At 51.5% G+C, this 21,841-nt stretch carries 12 protein-coding genes; 1 reads left to right on the forward strand and 11 read right to left on the reverse strand.

Translation table 11 applies throughout. The annotated features are described in order from the left end of the window. Window positions 1-357: 357 nt before the first annotated feature. From DEV76_RS25665 to DEV76_RS25710, 10 genes are all read right to left on the reverse strand, one after another. Window positions 358-1,635 (reverse strand): TCR/Tet family MFS transporter, encoded by a 1,278-nt coding sequence (locus DEV76_RS25665; protein WP_109700825.1) that lies wholly within the window; start codon window positions 1,633-1,635, stop codon window positions 358-360. A 147-nt stretch (window positions 1,636-1,782) separates the two neighbouring features. Further along, the gene (locus DEV76_RS25670) at window positions 1,783-3,690 is read right to left on the reverse strand and encodes a sodium:solute symporter family protein (protein ID WP_109700826.1); all 1,908 of its coding nucleotides are present in this window, start codon (window positions 3,688-3,690) and stop codon (window positions 1,783-1,785) included. 68 nt (window positions 3,691-3,758) lie between these two features. After that, window positions 3,759-4,943 carry a glycoside hydrolase family 130 protein gene (locus DEV76_RS25675; RefSeq protein ID WP_109700827.1) on the reverse strand — a complete coding sequence of 395 codons (1,185 nt, stop codon included), beginning with the start codon at window positions 4,941-4,943 and terminating at the stop codon, window positions 3,759-3,761. Window positions 4,944-4,991: 48 nt separating this feature from the next. Next, window positions 4,992-6,788, reverse strand: coding sequence for an aryl-sulfate sulfotransferase (locus DEV76_RS25680; protein ID WP_109700828.1), 1,797 nt, complete (start codon window positions 6,786-6,788; stop codon window positions 4,992-4,994). Window positions 6,789-6,859: 71 nt separating this feature from the next. Next, window positions 6,860-8,494: a RagB/SusD family nutrient uptake outer membrane protein gene (locus DEV76_RS25685; RefSeq protein ID WP_198652262.1), complete on the reverse strand. Its 1,635-nt coding sequence runs from the start codon at window positions 8,492-8,494 to the stop codon at window positions 6,860-6,862. Window positions 8,495-8,534: 40 nt separating this feature from the next. Further along, window positions 8,535-11,552, reverse strand: coding sequence for a SusC/RagA family TonB-linked outer membrane protein (locus tag DEV76_RS25690; RefSeq protein ID WP_109700829.1), 3,018 nt, complete (start codon window positions 11,550-11,552; stop codon window positions 8,535-8,537). A gap of 413 nt (window positions 11,553-11,965) precedes the next feature. After that, window positions 11,966-12,841, reverse strand: a complete 876-nt coding sequence (locus DEV76_RS25695; RefSeq protein WP_232827045.1) for an AraC family transcriptional regulator — start codon at window positions 12,839-12,841, stop codon at window positions 11,966-11,968. Between the two features lie 123 nt (window positions 12,842-12,964). Further along, window positions 12,965-15,373: a TonB-dependent receptor gene (locus DEV76_RS25700; protein ID WP_109700831.1), complete on the reverse strand. Its 2,409-nt coding sequence runs from the start codon at window positions 15,371-15,373 to the stop codon at window positions 12,965-12,967. A 468-nt stretch (window positions 15,374-15,841) separates the two neighbouring features. Continuing rightward, complete coding sequence (locus DEV76_RS25705) at window positions 15,842-16,609, reverse strand: hypothetical protein (RefSeq protein WP_109700832.1); 768 nt, start codon at window positions 16,607-16,609, stop codon at window positions 15,842-15,844. A gap of 199 nt (window positions 16,610-16,808) precedes the next feature. Further along, window positions 16,809-17,450 carry a response regulator gene (locus tag DEV76_RS25710; RefSeq protein ID WP_109700833.1) on the reverse strand — a complete coding sequence of 214 codons (642 nt, stop codon included), beginning with the start codon at window positions 17,448-17,450 and terminating at the stop codon, window positions 16,809-16,811. A gap of 523 nt (window positions 17,451-17,973) precedes the next feature. On the opposite strand from DEV76_RS25710, the gene DEV76_RS25715 reads away from it, so the two are divergent. Then, window positions 17,974-20,970 carry a sensor histidine kinase gene (locus DEV76_RS25715; protein WP_109700834.1) on the forward strand — a complete coding sequence of 999 codons (2,997 nt, stop codon included), beginning with the start codon at window positions 17,974-17,976 and terminating at the stop codon, window positions 20,968-20,970. Here the strand turns inward: DEV76_RS25715 and DEV76_RS25720 are convergent. Further along, window positions 20,933-21,574 (reverse strand): response regulator transcription factor, encoded by a 642-nt coding sequence (locus tag DEV76_RS25720; RefSeq protein ID WP_109700835.1) that lies wholly within the window; start codon window positions 21,572-21,574, stop codon window positions 20,933-20,935. The genes DEV76_RS25715 and DEV76_RS25720 overlap by 38 nt on opposite strands. Between the last annotated feature and the right edge of the window lie 267 nt (window positions 21,575-21,841).

Genomic DNA, 21,841 nt, shown 5'->3' on the forward strand with positions numbered 1-21,841 from the left:
AATTGTAAAGCGAATTTGATCGCAAGCCAAGTAACTGTAAAGCGAAAACAGTGTTTAACGACAATGCTGTCAAGCCAATCCCGTACTTAACCCCCTAACCCTGTAAAGTTTTTTCAGTGTAAGACATCCTTCATCTATACTGCCTTGTTACTACCTCCGGACTGCCTTTTCACTGCCTTTAGGCTGCCTTTACACCAGGGGTAGACTGCCTCTACACTGCCTTCCACTGCCTTTAGGACCTCTTTTGAAGGCATCAGGGGCAGGGTTTCATCTATGTCAGTGGAAACAACTGTAAACAACAAAGGGGGCATCTCTTTTAGTTGAGAAGCCCCCCTTTGGAAAGAACGATTTATCAGTTTAATGTACCGGCATTTCTGCCGCCGCCTGGGTATCTTCCAGCACATGCCGGACGTCGGGATTTTTCTTTTCCTTATTGAACACGCGGTAGATGAGTATAATGCTCAATACCATGCAAATGGCTCCCAGTATAAAGTGTACCCCGGGGAATTGGAACGGGGCACGGGGAGATGTAAAGAAAGCGAAGGAATTGTTCATAATAAGCGGCCCTGCTATGGTTGTAAGGCTCATCAGGCTGGTAAGCGCTCCCTGCAGTTCGCCCTGTTGGTTGGCCTGCACATGTCCGGCAATAACCGATTGCAGCGAAGGCCCGCAAATGCCACCAAGGCAATAAGGCACCAGGAAGGCAAACATCATCCAGCTTTCCGTAGCAAAACCAAACAGTACCATCCCTAATGCATACAATCCCAGTCCCACATAAATACTTTTCTCGTTCCCGAACTTAGGCACTACCACACGGGTTAATCCACCCTGAACAGCGCCCACCAGTACACCTACTACTGTAAGGGATATGCCGATCATGCCTTCTGTCCAGCCAAAGCGGTACTGGGTAAAGAAATTCCAGTTGCTCTGTACAGCCTGTGCACCAAGGTAAATGAGGAAGAAGGCTACCGTTAACCCCATAATTTCCGGATGTTGTTTCAGGAAGTTCAGTGAACCCAGGGGATTAGCGCGCTTCCATTCGAAGGGGCGCCTGTTTTCTTTGGAAAGCGATTCGGGCAGAATGAAATACCCGTACAGGCAGTTCAGCAGGCAAAGCCCAGCGGCTGCCCAGAAAGGAGCACGCAAACCGAAGCTGGCCAGCCCTGCACCCAAAGCGGGGCCCAGTACAAAACCCAGTCCGAAGGCCGCACCGATCATCCCGAAGTTCTTGGCACGGGTAGTTTCATCCGGACTCACATCCGCGATATAAGCCGAAGCCGTAGTAAAGCTTGCACCGGTAATGCCAGCTATTACCCGCCCTACAAACAGCCAGCTGAAAGTAGGCGCCAGGGCCAGTATAACGTAATCGATCCCGAAGCCGAGGAGCGACAGGAGCAATACGGGACGGCGGCCATAACGGTCGCTCAGGTTGCCCACCAGCGGGGCAAAAATGAATTGCATAACGGCGAATACGGCGATGAGGTACGATCCGTAAGTGCTTGCTTCGTTGGCTTTTACGCCCTTAAGTTGTATGATAAGGTCCGCCATCACAGGAATGATCAGCCCCCATCCCATGACATCGATCAGCAGTGTTACGAAAATAAAGGCCAGAGCCCCTTTCTTGTTGGATTGCATATAGTGGTTTTACAGATACAAATTAAGCACGTATTGTTTGCATCTATGGGGCGCAAAAACGACAAATTTGGGGTATTTCGCGGCCTTCCTCAGATGTAATTCAAAGGTAAGTCACCGTTTTGACAGCCTTATGTCAGTAGTGGGAAACTATGCGGCGGTTTTTTCTTTCACCGAGTCGTGAATGCTTTTTCCGATAGATGACATGAACCGTTCGTACTCGATCTCTTCCCTGTTCATATTATCGTACCAGTTCTTTTTCAGGATAAGTGTGGTAATACCCAGCACCAGGATGGTGCTGAAAAGCGAAAGGTGATATTGCAGTACAATGTACATAGGCAGGAGGGTAAGGGCACATTGCCATACGATCCCCACGGCAATATTCACCATATCCCGCCGGAAGTTGGTATTGGGCTGCAGACCGGGGTAGCGCTGCATGGCTTTTGCTGCCACAGGTCCCCAGTAGCCCCAGGGGCGTACGCGTACGTAAAACTCTACCAGCGTATCCTCATCCACCGCCGGGGAACTGTATGTGCCAATGATGCAGCCGATCAGTGAAAGCACCAGCATAAGGGGGAAGTAATACAGCGGCAGGGTGTCGGGGAAGATCTGCGGAACAATAACCGCCGCCAGAATCCCGGCAAACATGCCCCAGAAAAAGCCGTGGCCGTTAAAACGCCACCAATGCCACTTCAACACATTGGCGGCTATATAGCCCCCATATAATGCGGATACGATCCATTGCAGGATGGTATTGATGTCCTGGATATAGAAAGCGGTAACGGTACTGAACACCACCACTACCAGCGAAATGATGTAGCTGGCGCGGATCGTTACTTTACTGCTCGCATAGGGGTTGATGTACCGGAGATATACGTCGTTGATAAGATAAGCAGGGGCCGCATTAACGGTGGATGCAAAGGTGGAGATGAAAGCGGCCAGCAATCCTGCCAGGAGCAGCCCGGTTAGCCCCGCCTGAGAAAACTGGCTGATGGCCCTGGGTAGTATAGTCTCGAAATCGATCCCGTTCCCTGCCTGCCGGAAGTCTGCACTAAAGAATACAAGCGCCAGCACCGTAAAGCCCATAATCATCAGGTAGCGGGGAAGCAGCAGGAAAACACTTACCGATGCGCTCATGAGGGCCGCTTCGCGCGGGGTACGGCAGGCCAGTACCTTCTGCATATCGTAGCTGGGCGCGGGGCCTGCCATGCTGAAAAAGACGCCTTTAAACAGCATCATCATCACAAATACGGCAAACAGTCCATACTGGTCGGCACTGATCTTTTCCATAATGGAAGGGATGTGATGACTCCAGTCGATCCCCAGCTCCCAGCCAAAAAACGGACTGTCCCATCCCGCCGGAATGCTCGCTGCCAGCGCATCGGCACTCACCGTATTCATGGCCGTAACGGCGATGGCAATGCCTGAAACGGTCATGATGGTAAACTGCACGGCATCAGCCCATACAATGCCTTCCATACCGCCCATGATCACGTAAAAAGTGGCGATGCTGGTGAAGAAGATGCCGTATAAATGTGGAACGAATACCGGATCTACGTGAAAGGGAACGTAGGCAGATATGATATCCCAGGGCAGGAATACTTCCATGAACTTACCCACGCCAATGAAGCCATAACTCAGGAACCCCACCACACCGATCACGGCGTAACAAACCACGATGCCATGGGAGAGGCCCGCCCCGTTGCCGAAGCCGAACCGGGTGCGTATCCATTCCGCGCCGGTCCGCGCATTGCTGCGCCGGAGCCATACGGAAAGGTATACCATCATGAATATCTGGTTAAACACAGGCCACAGCCAGGGCACCCACAAGCTTTTCAGTCCATATACAAAAGCGAGGTACACCAGCCACATGGTACCCGAAATATCAAACATGCCGGAGGCGTTCGAGAGGCCTAGCAGGTAATACGGCAGTGTTTTGCCACCAAGGAAATACTCATCAAGGTTTTTAGCCGCCTTCTTTTTCATGATCAGCCCGATCACGACCATAGCGGCGAGGTAGATGGCAATAATGAGTACGTCAATTAATGCAAGCTTCATGCGATGTATTCCTGTTAACGTGGTAGTAAAGCCGGTAAAGATAGCAGAATTCTGATCCCGCCAATCAGTTAGCCCGCTTTTTCCCGGTAAGCGAGATTCCGGTCTATCAGCTCGTTGATGCGCATCACGGAGGCGGCAGACCTTAGTTCATCGACAGGTGCATGCAGGCAATAATCCAGCAACTGGTTTACGGAAGATAGGGCCACATGCATCCGGGTATCGCTGGAGGCGTAGTAGATGTACACGGTACCATCGTCGTCACAGATCCAGCCGTTGGAGAACAGTACGTTCGATACATCGCCCACCCGTTCCATATCTTCCGGTGCCAGCAGGTACCCTGCCGGTTCGGCTATCAATTCGGAAGGAGCGTCCAGCGCGGTGAGGTACATGTACAGCACATACCGCAGTCCCGCTGCGCAGTTACGCACGCCATGCGCCAGGTGCAGCCACCCTTTGGGGGTCTTGATAGGATGGGGGCCTTCACCGTTTTTCAGCTCCTTAATGGTATGGTAGTACCGTTTGTTGATGATCGTTTCGTTTTCGATTACAGGCTTGAGAATATCATTCACCAGTGCCCAGCCTATGCCGCCGCCGGTACCTGCGAGTATGAAATCGTCCTGCGGACGGGTATAGAACGCATACTTCCCTTCTACCAGCTCAGGGTGCAGCACCACATTCCTTTGCTGGCTGGTGCTTTGCAGGTTGGGTAAACGCTCCCAGTGAAGGAAGTCTTTCGTACGCACAATACCTGCACTGGCCATGGCGGTAGAGAGGTCGCCGGGTGCGGCGTTGGGGTGATGGCGTTCGCTGCAGAACACGCCGTATATCCAGCCGTCTTCATGTGCGGTGAGCCGTATGTCGTAAACATTGGTTTCATGGGGTTCGGTATCGGGCAATTCCACGGGCCGTGGCCAGAAACGGAACTGGTCAATACCGTTCGGACTTTCCGCGATAGCGAAAAACGATTTGCGGTCGGTGCCTTCCACTCTTACCATCATGAGGTATCTGCCGTTCCATTTGATGGCGCCGGCGTTCATGGTGGTGTTCATACCTATGCGCTCCTGGCAGTAGGGGTTGGATCGCGGGTCCTGGTCGTACCGCCAGATAAGCGGGATATGTTCGCGGGTGATGACGGGATACTGGTACCGCTGCACAATGCCGTTATGTTGCGGGCTGGGTGTATTAATCCTGGCCAGCAGGGCCTCCTGACGCTGTTCTAATTCTTCCCAGCGTTGCTGAAACTGGTCTTTCATGTGTTCTCCTTTCTTCTGCTGATATTAATCTGTGATTCGGTACTGTTCTTAAAGGTTGTCTGGATATAAGGATAAACGGGTTACTCTGTGGAATGCGGTGCCGCTGGGGGCGGTGATCTCCAGCTCAAAGATGACTTCGCCGGTAGCAGGGTCTACCTCCACCACTCGCCCGCCAAAGCCTTTGGCAGTAGGCACGCCCATACCGGGACAGAACATGATGTGCCCGGTAGACTTTAAATATTGCACGCCTGAAAGCGCCTGCGAAAAGCCTGCTGCGCCTCTCGATTTGCCATACTGGCGCACCTGCTGCACGGTTCCTTTGCTTTCGTCGATTTTATATTCTACGGCTCTGCTGTAATTCTGCGTCTGCGCGTTGGGAATCCAATGGCGGTTGTACCCGTTGTCGAATACGAGGATGTTGCCGTTGGGCAGGCTCACGGGTGTGTGCGGTCCCCAGCTCCATTCAAATCCCTGTCCGGGAGCTTCGCCGTCGATAACGGTTTGGTCAGTAACCAGCGCACCCTGTTCGTTCACGGGTTTCAGCAGGAACTTCCTGTATTTCTCTCCCCATCCTTTATGCGGGGAAAGTATCCACTTCACGGCGCCTGCTGCGGTAAAGGAGGCAATACCCTGGTAACGCATGGTCATGAGCAGGTGGCCGCCATGTTCCGCGATGGAGTTGTTATGCGCCCAGTTCCCTGCCGATTGGGCGAAGGGGCCGGGGGTAGATCCGTCTGGTGTTTTCTCATAGCGGGAGCTGTCCATCATGGTAGTGAGGTCCCATTCCTTAACCACGGTGCCGTTAACCGGGTTTAGTTCAATTATGAAATCGTTGACGCGGGGTTTGCCACTGGCGAGGCGGGCAGATGATTTGCTTACGGTAATGAGGAAGTTACCATTGGCGGCTTCGGTTACTTCGTGGTGGAAGGTGTAACCGAGCTTAGCAAGATCCCACTGGCGGAGCAGTTTACCGAACATATCCAATTCCACGATGCGGTGCAGCTGCCCGTCGCCCGAAATGAAATGTCCGTTTTTAGTGCGTTTCAATCCTATGGAAGCGCCAAAGCGCTGGAAGCCGGGAGATTGCTTCAGCAGCAGTACCCAGCGGATCTCTCCATCGGCATCCACCATATATGGGGCAGATATATCAGCTTCGCTTTCTCCGGGATAGCTTACCAGGTTCACGCCCGGTTCCATTTTACCGGGCTGTGCCACAATCTTTTCCGGCACAGGAAAACCCTGTACGGGAAGGGGCGCCGTCTGCACCCTGATCTGTGTGCTGCCGCGTGGTTTGCCGTCTTTATCAGTAAAGGTGAGGATAACGGTGTTGTTGTAATTAGGGTACAGCCCGAGGATGGGTACATCCTGGCGGATAATGGAGGATTGGCAAAGGTGTGTGATGGTTCCGTTGGAGCCTTCTTTACCTACTACCGTTACCTGAATACGCCCGGTTGCTGGTAGCCGAAGCTCCGCCACGGCTGCCAGGGGATTATATCCCGAAGGGTTCAGTGTCACAGTTTCCACCATAAAGCCAAGGTCGGTACCCTTCGAGGGTACAGCTATAACTGCCCCACTGCGGAGAGTAACGGTGGTTTTCCAACGGTCTTTCTGTTCCTGTATGCTGCCGATCTGATCTGCAGGGATGCGCACTTCTTCCGTTTCAAAACGGAATACATATACATTGTTTTCGAGGGTGTAGCTGTTGAGCAGACTGCCACCGTCTACTAGTTTTTCGAGTGCTTTTTGAATAGAAGGGTCCGGAGTAACATCTTTCCGGTCTCTCCGACAGGAGAATAATGTGGCCGTAACCACGATGAGGAGGAGGAATAATTTGTTCACTTGCATAACCTGGATGATAAAACAGGGAACGGTTTTGAAGCCGTTCCCTGCTGTGTTGATTCAATACATGACAAATATTACCAGAGCGGGTGTTGCTGAATAGCGGTGTTGGTATTACGCTCGTTCTGGGGGATAGGAAGATAATAGTGCTTAGCCTGGAAGTTTTCAGCACCCTGTTTTTTGTTGTTAACAAGGATCTGCTTCATTTCCGCATAGTTGTACCAGCGTTTCAGGTCAAAGAAGCGGTGCCCTTCGAAGAAGAACTCCAGCTCGTTCTGATGGATCATTTCCTGCCAGAGTGCATCGTTGGTAGCCCATGTTTTTGGTGCCAGTCCTGCACGCTCGCGGATGCGGGTGAGGTCGGCTGCGGCAAGGCCGGGCTTGTTATTCTTGATGCAGGCCTCAGCATGCAGCAGCAATACTTCCGCAAAACGCATCACACGCAGGTTGTTGTTCTGGTTCTGCTGGTTGTACATGCTGTTGGCATCGGGCTGGTTCTTATAGAAGTTGGTGAACTTCTTGATCAGGAAGCGGCCTTTCACACCGTTGATGGTGGGGTAATCGGGCTCACCACGGAGGCGCTTGGTGGCGGAAGCGTTCCAGATATTATCGAAGCTCATGTTGCCAAACCAGGCTCCATCCGCAACAGCGTCGTTAAAGTCGGAATGTTTCCAGTAGAAGCTGGTGTACATCCGCTTGTCGAAACGGGTATCTGACCCTGCAGGCCTTTCTTCCGCGATGAAGCTTTGAACGATTGATGCGGTGGGCATCCATTTAAACCAGCCGCCTGTGCCCTGTGGACCGGCGAAGTTGGCGATCACAAAGCCCTGTGTGGCGGTAGGTGATTCTGAACCCCAGCTGCCTTCACCAAAGCTGCCGTCGTACATGATCTCGAACACGGATTCCTTGTTCAGCTCAGTGAGTTCCGTGAAGTTATCTTCGAATTTAGGCACCAGGTCGTAAGTATACGGGGCTGTCATAATAGTAGCCAGTTCTGTTTCTGCTTCGGCGTACTTTTTCATGTACACCAGTGCCTTTCCGAGGTGTGCGATAGCGGCGCCTTTGGTAACACGGCCGGCCTGTGCGGCAGGGCGGGTAATGGGCAGGTACTGTTTGGCGGTCTTAAAGTCTTCCACCACCTGTGCCCATACGGCCGCTTCGGGAGAAGAGGGTTTCATGATCTCCGATGCATCTTCGATAGCGGGTATAAGGCGGAGGGGTACATCACCAAAGTTGGTCACCAGCAGGAGGTAAGCATATCCGCGCAGGAAGGCGGCTTCGCCATACAGCTCGTTGCGGCGGTTTACATCCATCGGAACGTTCTGCACGTTTTTCAATACCACGTTGGCGCGGTTGATGGTGTTGTACAACCGGCCGAAATCGCTTTCTGCGGTGTTAGGTGTATTGGTGTAAGTAGCAGGCTCCCAGTTGTGCATTTCCTCACCGAGGATGAACCATACATCATCAGCACGGTTCATGGTATGCCAGCCGGTATACCCGCCGAAGTAGCCATACATCTGCCCGCGGATAGGGGAGTATACGGTGGCCAGGGCCGACTGTGCGTTTGCTTCCGACGTCCAGAAGGTTTTATCTACCGCCTGGTTGGGATTGGTAAGGTTGAGGAACTCTGATTCCTTGCAGGCTGCGAAAGTGCAGGCCAGCGCGGCTGCGAAGGATAATTTTTTTATAGTGGAAATGTTCATCGTTTTCATGTTTTCAAAAATTGATGGGTAAACGGTTGCGGTCGTTCGATCAGAAGTTCAGCTGGAAGCCTACCATGATCGTTCTTGCGAGCGGGAAGCGGCCATGGTCTGTACCTCTTGACATGGTGCTGGAACCACCGCCATTCTGGTCGTCGTTCTGACCCAGATCAGGTGTATAGCCCTTGTATTTGGTAACAGTGAAGGCGTTCTCTACCGCTGCAAACACTCTCGCATCGCGGATACGGGCCTTTTGTACGAAAGAGCCGGGGAGGGCATAACCCAGTTCCAGCGTTTTCAGGCGGAGGAAAGAACCGTTTTCCAGCCAGCGGTCGCTAACGCGGCGGGCATTCTTGTTCTTATCTTCCTGCGTGAAGCGGGGCATATCCGTATTGCGGTTCTGCTCCGTCCAGGCATTCAGGGTGCTGGTGCTGAAGTTGGTGAACTCGTTCATAGACTCCATGCGGGTACGGGTATAGTTGTAAATCTTATTTCCGGTCATGCCGTCGAAGAAGAACCCGAGGTCAAAACCTTTGTAGGCTACACTGCCACGTACACCATAAGTGAAGCTGGGGAAGGGGCTGCCGGCATACTGGCGGTCGTCGTCAGAGATCTTACCGTCGCCGTTGAAATCTTCGAAACGGATATCACCGGGCTTGGCATCGGGCTGGATCAGGGAGCCGCCTTTGCCTTTATGTGCATTCACTTCATCTACACTCTGGAAAATACCGTTGGTTTTGATGAGATAGAAAGCACCGATAGGGTCGCCTACCTTAGCCCAGGTAATGGTTCCTTCGCCCTGGGGGTTATAGCCGCCAAACTCCTGTTTGCTGCTGCCCACGGTGATGGCCTGTACCTTGTTCTTCACGGCAGATGCGTTGGCGCCGATAGAGTAGGTTACTTTACCAACATTGCCTTTATAGTTCACCAGCAGTTCATAACCGGTGTTACGGATCACGCCTGCGTTCATGGTAGGGGAGCCGTTGAGGCCCGCAGAGCCCGGCATGGCGATGCTCAGCAGTACATCTTTCGTTTCCTGTACATAGTAATCTGCGTTCACAGAAAGTTTGCCTTTAAAGAAGCTCGCATCCAGACCGATGTTGCTGGTCTTGGTTTCTTCCCAGGTAAGGTTACCGGGCGATACCCAAACCACGCCTGTGTTAGCACCCATCCACCAGGTGCCGCCCTGCAGGTAGTTGATACCGCTGGAGCTGATGCTCTGGGTGGCGTAGTTGCCGATCTCCTGGTTACCCAACACACCATAGCTGGCGCGGAGCTTCAGCTCGTCGATCTTTCCTTTCAGCGGTGCGAAGAAGTCTTCGTTCATAATGTTCCAGCCTACGGATACAGACGGAAAGGTGCCGTAGCGGTGCCCGTCAGCAAAGCGGGAAGATCCGTCGCGGCGTACGGATGCGGCGATCATGTAACGGCTGTCGTAGCTGTACATGAGGCGGGAGAACTGGGATACCAGTGCGTATTCCTGCAAACCGCCGCTGGTGGTTTGCTGTGTGGTGGCGCCTGCACCGATGGAGTTGGTGCCGAACGGAATATCGTTCCTGCTTGCACCAAACCCACGGTTGGAGTTCTTCTGTGCAGAATAACCCAGCAGTGCGGATACGTTGTGCTTGCCGAAAGTGTTATCGTAGTGGAGGGTGTTTTCTGCCAGCCACTGATTGTCGAAGAAGGCAGACTCGCCGAGCTTGGACTGTATGGCACCTGAACCGAAGTCGTGCGGTGCGTTGTAGTTATAGTTACGGCCGTTGGTACGGTTGAGGCCGAGGTTGAATTTATACTTCAGTCCTTTCAGGAAAAGATCCACTTCTGCATATGCGTTGATGAGCAGATCGGTCTGGTGTACCTGGTTTTCGAACAGCATGGAAGCGCCCACGGGGTTATCCATGTTCTTCATCCAGGGTGCGATGCCTGCATAGCCTCCCAGCTGGTTAGGGTTATGCACTGCCAGCAGCGGGTTCTGCCGCAGCGGGTCGGTGATGGTAAGGCGGTTCACGTCTTTCTGGGAAGAGCGCAGCATGATCGTATTGCCGAGGCGTACATGATCATCGAAGAAGCTGAAGGTATTTTTATTGCGCAGGTTATACGCTTTAAAACCGGAGTTGATAAGGATACCCTGCTGATCGAGGTAGCCAGCGGAAATGTTATAGGTAGCGGTTTTGGAGCCACCTGCTACGGATACGTTCACTTTGGAAACGGGCGCGGTGCGGTATACTTCATCCTGCCAGTTGGTGCCGTTGCCTGCATAATCTACGGCATCGGGTGGCAGGTAGCCGGATTGTTTCATCACACCTTTCCATTGCTGTGCATCCAGCACACCGAGCTTGCGGGTGATGGTCTGTGTGCCGGTATAGGCATTGAGGTTTACGGTAGGCGCCTGATCTTTCCGGCCGCCTTTTGTAGTGATGAGCACTACGCCGTTAGCGGCGCGGGAGCCGTAGATGGCGGAGGCAGATGCATCTTTAAGTACTTCGAGGGAAGCAATGTCTGAAGGGTCTACCATGTTGATGTCTCCATACACTCCGTCGATCACGTACAGTGGTGTGTTGGAGCCGAGGGAGCTGAGGCCGCGGATGTTGATGCTCATGCCGGAGCCGGGCTGGCCGCCCATGTTGGATACACTTACACCGGCAATACGGCCCTGTAGGGCAGCGGAAGCATTCTTGGCCATATCAGCCTGCAGGTCTTTACCGGTTACGGATGCTACTGCGCCGGTGAGGTCTCTCCGTTTTACACGGCCGTATCCTACTACAATTACTTCATCGAGGCGACTGTCCGATTCCAGGGTGATGGACATGCTGCCCGATTCACCTACCTGCAATTCTGTTTTCTGCATGCCTACGGAAGAGAATTCCAGTACCTGTCCGCGTGCAGCTTCCAGTGTGAAATTACCATTGGCATCCGTAGTGGTGCCTTTGTTGGTGCCTTTGATCCTGACGGTGGCACCGGGGATCTTGTTGTTCTCCTTGTCGGTTACCGTGCCTTTCACGGAGCGCTGCTGCGCCCACGAGTTGAGGCTGAATACTCCAATAAGTAGTATGAATGCGATTTTTTTCATACGCAGAAGTGGATTTTTTTTTAAGTGTATTTGAAGAAAGTTTTACGTAACGATGGTGCGGCAGGGATACGTGTTTGCTTATCATGTCCGGCCCCCTTTGGCTGCTGTCTGTCAGATTTTAACGGCAGTAAAGCTAGGAGAATGGTTTGGGGGAGTATTGCCCGTAAAGCTCATTCTGATTGAACTATCAGGTCATTTTTTAGATGGACGGAATGATGTGTGTGAAATCATCAGCACTAAACATGCTCATTCTGCCGCGGCATCCGGCGGTTGTTGGTTTGGGAGGAATAAATGTTGGATTGACGATAGTAGCGGGCGCGAATGCCTCCGTCATTTTAATTGTCCTGTAACGCGGGGTTATTGTACAATTTGTTCAATGAGGTTGAACTAACGGTTCAGTGGTTTTGCGGAAATTAAATGATCATCTGGTGTTTTTTCGACAGCTCTCTGAACTCTGCAGGGGTTATGCCCTTGGATTTCTTGAATACGCGGTAGAAGTAAGAAACGCTGTTGAAGCCGCAGCTGGCTACCACATCAGGAATAGGGGAGCCTGATTTAAGCTGGTGGATGGCCATATTGATGCGCACGTCCAGCAGGTAATCTGTAAAGTTCATGCCGGTATGCAGTTTTACGAACCGGGCAAAGGTGGAGCGGCTCATGTTCACGATGGCCGATGCGTCTGACAGCCGGATGTCTCCCGAAACATGCCGGTTTACATAGCTCCGGAGCTTATGCAGCTGCAGGGCGGTACTGTTCTCTTCAGGGAGTACGGTACTGGAAAGCTCCCGGTAATCGTCGCCCTTGGATAGTTCGTGTAAGAGGATAAAGAACCGCATCACGGAGTAAAACCCGTCGTTCTCCATGGTAAGGATGCGCAGCAGCGGCTGCACCCTTGCAATGGTTGCCGGTCCAAAGCTCACGCCCCGTGCAGCCCTGGCAAAAAGCTGGCGGATGGAATTAAACTGGTTCTTATCGAGATACTGTTCTATGAGCGAAGCATGAAACTGGATGGTGATTTCGTGGATGTTGCTGGAGGTACAGGTACCGTCTTTCCAGGCATGCTTCAGCTCGGGGTTCGCGATCAGCACGAGGTCCAGCTCGCCGATGGTTTCCAGCGAATCGCCGATGATGCGCTCCGCTCCGGGTGCCCCTTCTACGAAATTGAGCTCATATTCCGGATGCACATGCACCGGGAAAGTGAAGGAAGATTTGCGGCGGTCGAATACGACAAAACAATCTTTTTCCGATAAGGGCGATTTCTCGCGGAATATCTCGGGAGTAGTCATCATCTCAGGCTAATAAAAACGTGTTATGCGCCTTAAATGTACAGATTTAGCGGAAATTTAGCAGATCTCACATGAAAAGGCCCGCCATCACTGGCGGGCCTCCGGAACATTCAAAAAGAATCAGGATCAGAATTTATACGCAGCACCGAACGTGAAGTTGATCGGCTTCTGCGGGTTTACTGACCAGTAGCCGGTGTAATACACCTCGTCGGTCAGGTTATTCACGTTAAGATTGATGCGCACACGCGGACCGTTGTAAAACACCCCGGCATTCACCGTTACATAGGAGGGGAGGTAGAAAACACCGGTCACGCTATTGTCGATCACTTTATACTCACTGCCGTAGTTGCCCCCGGCACCCAGTCCAAAGTTGCGGAGCGCACCCTGCTGAATGGTGTAGGAGGCCCAGAGGTTACCCAGGTTGCTGGGGCCCTGTCCGCCATAAGCCCTGCCGGCTTCCTGGTAAAAGTCGTTGCCCTTGCCTTCGATCGTTTCTCCATAATTATAGGAGTAGCCGGCAATCAGGGTGAGGCCTGCCACGGGGCGTGCATTCAGGTCAAACTCAAAGCCGCGGCTTTGCACCTTGCCTCCCTGGAAATACTGGCCGTTACCTTTGTCGATCACCCGGTCGCGCACTTTAATATCATATACGGATGCGGTAGCCGTCAGCCGGTTGTTGAGCAGGTTCAATTTCACGCCACCCTCAAACTGGTTCGCTTTTTCAGGCTTGAATGAAAAGGATTGCCCGTTGAACGTGCGGGGATCTACGTTGATAAAGGCATTCATATAATTGGCGAACACCGATACTTTATCCAGTACCGGCTGGTACACGATACCGAACTTAGGCGATACCGCGAACTGATCGTAACCATCATCGTGGTTAGACTTATCGCCGTAAGAGTTAAAGTAATCTGCACGTACGCTGGCCATTACCAGCAGGCCGGGCGTAATGTTCAGCATATTGGAAGCATAGGCGCTGTAGGTATTGTTCCGGATATCGGTAGCATTGTTGGGGCCGGATACGGCCAGCAGGTTCATGATGGCAGTTTTGTTGAACTGCAGCGGGTTGCCGTCGGTACCATTTACGGGGTAGGTTGCATTGCCCTGCGGAGTTACGCGGCGGCCAACCACCCAGGCGCCTCCATTGTCCAGCAGGTTGCGGTTGAAGTAATCAAGCCCCACGAGCAAACGGTTACGCATGTTGCCGATCTTGAAATCGCCATTAAAGTTCTGCTGGATATCGGTAGTGGTGATGGTCTGGTTCTCGTTATGGAAATACTGGTCGAAGGTATTATCCTGTACCACGGGGAATTCGTCCCAGATATAGGTATAGATGCCGTCGGATTTAGCGGTGCCGCGGGAAACCACGGTCTGCGAAGTCCATTGGGAAGACAGCTTATACACCATCTGGCCCTGGAAGATGGTGCGCGGGTTACGGATGGTGAGGTCGTTGCTGGTGAAGGAAGCATAACGGTTGAGGTTCAGCTCATCCACATTTTTATATTCCAGGGGAGAATAGCGGTCGTTATGGAAAAACACGGGCGGTACTGCTCTTTCTTCCTGGAGTATCTCTGCCAGGAAGGAGAAGGAAAGGCGGTCGGATGCCTGGTAGGCGAGGGTAGGCGCTATATAGAATGCTTTACGGAAACCTGCGTCCTGGAAAGAATTCTCGGTGGTATAGGCCGTATTCATCCGGAACCAGATATTATTTTCCTTGCTGAGTACTGCATTCACGTCGGCCGTGATGCGGTTGAGGCCGAAGCTGCCCATCTGGTAGCTCAGTTCCCCGCCGAAGCCTTCGTATGGCTTCTTTGTAATAGTATTGATGAACCCGCCATATGCGTAATAGGCTCCACCGAAGAGGGTGCCCGAAGGCCCTTTGATCACCTGGATCTCCTGTACGCCGGCCGGATCGAGGGTACCGGAAGTGATGCCGGGAAGCCCGTTCACCAGCAGCGGCTGGGCATCGAAGCCACGGAGGGCGTAATATGCTGCCCCGTCGCCTGCGCGGCCGGTAGATTCCCAGGTACGGGTGATGCCCGGTACGTTGCGCAATGCATCGTCGTAGTTGGTAAGGCCCTGCTGCTTCATGATCTCGGAAGTAACGGTGTTATATACCTGCGGGTTCTCCAGGTTCTTCAGCGGCATCTTGGCTACGGTTTGCCCCGATTTACCGATCTCCTTGCCGGAAATAATCACTTCATGAAGCTGGGCGGCATTTTCATTAAGGGTGAAATCGGCCTGAACGGTTTGCCCGGCGGCTACGGTTACAGTTTTGTCCTGTCCGGCTGCTGCCACGGCGGTTACGATAATGCGCCAGGTGCCGGGGCGGATGTTACGGATGGTGTAATGCCCGTTCTCGTTACTGATGGCGCCGCGGTTCGACTGGTCGATGCGGATGGTGATATTGGCTGCGGGCTGACCGTCTGCCGTTGTGAGGGTTCCTTTGATAGTCCCGGTATTTTCGCGGTTTTGTGCGAAACCGGCAAGCGCCTGAACGAGCACAGCGAAAATAAGGATGAGGTGTTTAGTCATGGGAAAGTGTTGAATTTGGTTGTGCCTTGCGGCCGTGCAAAGTTCCATTCCCGGGATGGGAGCAGTTTACGGGATCGGGAAATTGATTTGCGCGATCCGGAATTTTGGTTAGGACTCAGGATTGTACGCATGAATTGAACAGGGGAGAAGAGATGCAGGCAGCGGCCGGTGCTTACATTGGCCAGCGCAGTTACAGTGCTGCTTAGAAGACAATTACTGGTTAATTACTCCGTAGTAACAGTGGGGTAACTAAATATTATATTCAGAGAGAACGTGGACTTGAAGCGAATGTGGGGAGGATCGTGTGCGAAGCCGGTGAAAAGGTGACAGGAAGCAGAAATAGTGAAGATAGCGTGCCTAAGGTATATGGCAATGGCTGGCGGAGGAAGTGCCTGCCGGGTAGATCTGGGGTTCGTATGTTTTGATAATTAATGATTTATAACAAAATATCGCACTTATGGCGATATGCTATTCCCGCAGGATGAGTGGGAGCCCGCTTTGTGCAGGGACTGGCCTGCGTTCGGGGAGATGGGTTATTTCCTGAAGGGGATTAACTATGGTAACAGCTACTTTCTTTGGCTCTTCTTCCACCACCGCTATAATATCAGCGGCATAACTCCTGCGGTTACCAATTGCATCCTCATCTTTAAACTGTTGTACCTGCACTACTACTACTACCAGCGTGCCTTTACCGGGAACGTTCACCTGCATATCTGCGCCTTCGAAGGACTGATAACGTCCCTTCAGGGGGATGTTCAGCAAGGCAGTATCAGAACCGGTGATGGTGCGGGTGTTAAAGTCGATGCGGGTTGCGATTACTTTGATCTCCATGCGTTCTGCTTTCGCGCAGGCCTTGAATTGCTGTGCGGGGATGTGCAGCTTCCCGTCATTTGTGAATACAGGCTTTGCATTGATATGCGTATTGATACCTGTGTAGCCATTGAAGCGGAACTTAACCAATGCTGCATGATTATGCCTGCCAGCCTGTAGGATTAAGCTGTTCAGGCGGTTTACGAGCGCATGATCAGTATGAACGTCCAGGTGTGGCTTGATAGCATGGCGGATAAGGGCGCCCTTGCGGCTTGCTGCACCAAACCTTTTGGCAGCGCGGCGGGTGTTTGCCGTTTGCCTTACTTTTTCAGGCACCGTACGTAAACAGTGCTTACCGTTGCGCTTGTAGGCAATGATATTGCCCAGCCTGCCGGTGAATGGAATGAGAGAATCTAAGATTGCCATAATAGCGATTTTTTTGTTATCCCTAAAGTTACAAAAGCCGCTACGGAGCAGTGGCTGGGGCAATTGAAGGATATCTAATACCGCAAAATCCGGGATTGAAGAACGTTGAAGGCTGCAAGCACTCAGGGTTCAGGAATCTCTAAAGTGAAGTGCTTCGGGGTTAGAGGATTTCGAAAAGTGACAATGCGCGTTTTTTTGTTTAGTTGCTGTATAACCTGACCTTCTCCGCCAGTTCTATCACATTGGTGATGTTCAGCTTTTCGAAGATGCGGCCTTTGTAGGTGCTTACGGTGGTAACCTGGAGGTTGAGGGTACGGGAGATGTTCATAACACTCATGCCGCGGGCCAGCAATTGCATAACTTCCTTTTCCCGGCCGGAAAGTGCCAGCAGGGGGTTGCCTTCCTGGCTGGCAGACAGCCGGTGATGGCCGGTGTGCTCCATGAGGCGGGTACGGATCCCGGGGGTAATGTATTTGCCGCTCTCTATCATGGTAAGAATAGCCCGGCGTATCTCTTCTTCGGGGGCGTGTTTCTCGAGGTAGCCATCGGCCCCCGCCTGAATATAATTGATGCCAAACATCTGCTCGTCGTATCCGGAAAATATGAGGATGCTGATATCAGGCTGCCGGAGGCGGACGGCGCTGATCATTTGAAGGTTGTTACCGCCGGGTATGTTGATGTCGAGGATGAGGAGGTTGAAGGCCGCTTCCGAAAGCCGCCGGATCGTTTCATCGAAATCAGCCGCTTCCACCACCTGAACGGGATGGATAAGATCTTTAATGATGGCTGTAATGCCAAACCGTACAATGGCATGGTCTTCCGAAACGAGTACTGACTTCATGGCGGTATGGTATGCCGCAAAGCTAATAATTTCCGGGAGGTGTTGCCCCGGAGATCGTTAACCCGGCTTCAATGTCGAATAATTACTACAAATGGCCCTCGCGGTAACCTGTATCTTTGTGCCCGTTTAGGAACCCTGCAGCTTCGTAATTACCCGCAACAACCGCTATATGTGGTACTGTTCGCATACACCTGCCTTTACCGGCAGATACTATCCATTATAAAATAATAATTATCCGGCTGGCCGTTGAAAAACAGGCAGGAGTGCCGTGCATATAAACTTTTTGGTTTTTCAAAGGATATGGTTATAAAATAAAGGGTTGTCATTCCTGACGACCCTTTTTTACAATTCCTTCAATCCGTATCACTAAATGTAACGTATATACGTGCGGAAACCATCTTATCTGGCTGAGAATGAAGCATAAAATGTTTTGAATTCAGTATACAGATAGTACATTTGCTCATCCCAAGCGGAAACCATTAGACCCTTAGACCTGAGAAAGCTAATCTACATATTGGCCACAATGTTCCTATACCTCAATGCCGGCGCGCAAAGTGGTCAGGATACTTTGCCCTACCGCCTCCAGCACTTCGATAACAGCAGTGGCCTGCCACAGAACAGCGTAAATGCCATCGCGGCTGATAAGCTGGGTTATATCTGGCTGGCTACCGAAAGCGGACTCGTAAGGTACGACGGGCGGCACTTCCAGCTCCATATTCCCCCTATTGAGGTTACCAATAATCACCGTTTCTTTCACATTTTTACCAGCATTAACGGCGATTTGCTGGCCATGAATTATCAGCATGTAATCGTGCAAATCGCTAACGGGAAGATATCGCGAGACAGTACTTTGCCCTTTGATAACCGGGATTACGCGGGGTGGGAAGTGAGCAGAAATAACAGTGATACAGAGAAAGCCTATGATGTGCGGTTGCCCAACCGTATTATGAACTGGGAATCGTCCATGACGAGCCTCCGCCTGCATGGACGAAAGGGGGAGCGCTTTATTTACAACCAAGATACACTGACGCTGGAGCTAAATAATGGCAAAAGCATCAGGCATCCTTTCCGGAATAAGGGCAGCTGGAATTTCTTCCTGATGGGCGACAGCCTTTATTTTCTGCAGGAAGATGGCCGCACCGTTCGCTTTGGAACTGATATGCAGGTTGCCGCCTTCAGCGGTGATATCCTGCTTGATCTGGATTTTATCCGCCATCCCGGGAAAACACAGGTTTTCTGGAACAGGGTGCAGGACAGGGAAGTATTACTGTATGCCGGTAACTCCTTTTATCTTGCCACGCCGCAGGGAAACGGCCTGCACACCCGCCGCATTTTATCAGGTTTCGACGTTGCATCCAATACTATCACTACAGCATTTTATGATCAGGATAAAGGCAAATTATTCCTTGGAAGTGCTACCCTCGGGCTTTTTATCCTTACGGACCAGCGTTTTGCCACCCGGCATGCACCTAAAAAAAGTAACAGCCATTATAGCATCATGCCCTTCGGCGCTAATCTGGTAATGTCTTCAACCGGTTACTTTCTCGGACCCGGTGAGCCGGGCGCCCGGCCAATACCTTCGTGGGACCCTGTATTATCAGACTTTTACAGTGTTAGTCCTGACGGAGAGCAGGGCTTCTGGACCAAAGGTTATAAAGGCCTGTATCATTACACTAATCAGCCTATCCGGAAAAACGGGCAGTGGGAGATGCCGTCAAAAATAACCATGCTGCATACCGACAAAAGCGGTAAGCTGTGGATAGGCCTGCAACAGGCGCAGGGCGTTTGGGTGATGGATGGATTTGATCAGCAGAAAGCACCCTATAAAGTAATGTCTACCCGGATGGACCCTACCTGTTTTGCGGAAGATGGTAACCTGATGTATATCGGCGTTAACAGGGGGCTTTATATCTATGACATGCAATCAGGCAGGTTAGATTCACTGGCAGGTATAAAAGGGAAGTATGTCAGGAGTATAAAAGTAGTGGCGCCCGGTGAAGTATGGATCACCACCTATGGCAATGGCTTTTATGTGTACCGGAATGGCCGCCTGTCGGCATTTCCCATGGATAATGACCAGTTTCTTTCCTATTCACATTGCATCTCTCTCGACCGTCACGGATATTTCTGGATTCCTACCAATACCGGTCTCTTCCAGATGAGCCGGAAAGATCTGCTGGACTATATCGATGATTCCACCCGGCTGCCCTACTATCATTATTACGATAAGTTCGACGGGATGGCAACAAACGAATTCAACGGCGGCTGCCAGCCCTGTGCAGCTACATTGGGTAATGGATTTACTGCTATGCCTTCCCTGGACGGGGTGGTGTTTTTTCATCCCGATTCCATACGTCCGGTGTTGCCTTCGCTGCCGGTATTCCTTGATGCCGTTATGCTGGGTAACCGGGAAATGGCGGCAGACAGTATTATCCAGTTGCCGGAAAACTTCAATTCCCTCCAACTGGCGTTTAGTACGCCATATATGGGAAACCCTAAGAACCTCCATTTACAATATGCATTACTACGATCGGGCGAATCGGATACTATCTGGAACCCGCTGCCTGTAGACGGGCATATCATGCTATCCACCCTGCCTTCCGGTGAATATCATCTTACTGTTCGCAAGCATAATGGATTCGGATTGGGCAATTACACCTATAAAAGTATATGGCTGCATGTGGAAGTGCCCTGGTATGAATCGCGCTGGTTCTATGCCTTATTGTTACTGTTGGGTATTGGCGGCACATTGCTCCTTGCACGTTTCAGGGAAATATACATGAACCGGAAGAATGCCATGCTGAAATTAATGGTGGATGAAAAGACGAAGGAGCTGAAATCGAAGTCGGCATTGCAGGATAAGATCATCCAGTCGGTAGGCCACAATGTACTCACACCGCTTAAATACCAGTATTTCCTTTCCCGGAAGATTTATGAACTCACCGAGAAAGAGGGCGCATCCTTTACAGAGATGGCCCGTGTAATGAACGATCATACCAACTACCTCTACCATATGGTAGATAATCTCCTGAAATATCTGAAGAGCCAGATAGCAGACCGTGAGGTGGCCAACAGCCTGTTTGAACCAGCAGTAACTGCTGATGCGGTACTTAAGATTTTCCAGGACATCGCAAAAGAGAAAGGTACAGCACTGGTGAACGATATCCCGGAAGTGATGCAGCTGTATGGTGATGAACTGCTGTTGTCTGTCATCCTCCACAACCTGACTGATAATGCCGTGAAAGTAACCCGTAAGGGACAGATTACGCTGGATGCACGCCTACATAACGGAGGGGTGGTATTGTCCGTGAAAGATACCGGGCCGGGTATGAGAGCCGATATCGTTCAGTGGTTCAATGCTGCGGAAGTGCGGGATTATCCCGGTGCAGGGGGAGGGATCGGGTTGCTCATCGTAAAAGAACTGGCTCAAAACATGGGGCTGCATGTGGCCGTAGTATCCGAGGAAGGGAAAGGGAGCGGATTTACAATCTGGTTTCCTGACCAGGAGGATAGGTATTAACTTTATCTGCCAGTTCAATAATGTTGTTAACTCCCATCTTCCGGAATATTTTTGCTTTAAACGTACTGAGGGTAGAAGACTGGATATTGAGCGCCGCCTTGATTTCCGGGTTGCCCGCACCTTTCACCATCAACTGCATCACTTCAAACTCCCGGGGCGACAAGCCGGATGCCTGAGGCTGTTTATTACCCGGGAAATGCCCCAGTAACCTTGATTGTAATGGCTTGCTGATCCACGGACTGCCTGCCAGTACGGTACGGATGGCATCTTCCACTTCTTCAGGCGGTGCGGTTTTTTGCAAATATCCGCTGGCGCCGGCTTTCAGGTAGCTGAGTGCGTGTGTTTCCTCATCAAAATTAGAAAAAATCAATACCGGAACGGAAGGCCTCAGTTCACGGACCTCGGGAATCATGCGCGGATGGCCTCCGCCGGGGAGCTGTATGTCCAGTATAAGTAAATCACAGGAGGCTTCCTGTAATAGATGAGTTACCTGGTAAAAGGAATCTGCTTCAAGGATAGTGGCTGCAGGATACATTCCGCTGATGATAATCCTGATTCCCATTCTAAGTACGCTGTGATCTTCCGCGATAATAATTGTTGGCATAAGGGTTCTCTTCGTAGAAAAATTTCTATGGATAGAAATACTAACAATATAAAAGTAGAAAACGATTGACACACCAACAAATTTGTTACCGGTAATTTTGCCTGTCGTGAAGCATAACTATACCGCTTCTTCAGGTTTGACCATTCCTTAACCACAAAGCACGCTATCCTATGGATTGACATTTACGCTCCCGTTTACATATATACCCACGCTAACTGCCGTCGCCGGTTTCCGGAGACGCCTTCCTGCTAACCTTTTGTATTAACC

Source organism: Chitinophaga deserti, assembly GCF_003149455.1.
Lineage (GTDB): Bacteria > Bacteroidota > Bacteroidia > Chitinophagales > Chitinophagaceae > Chitinophaga > Chitinophaga deserti.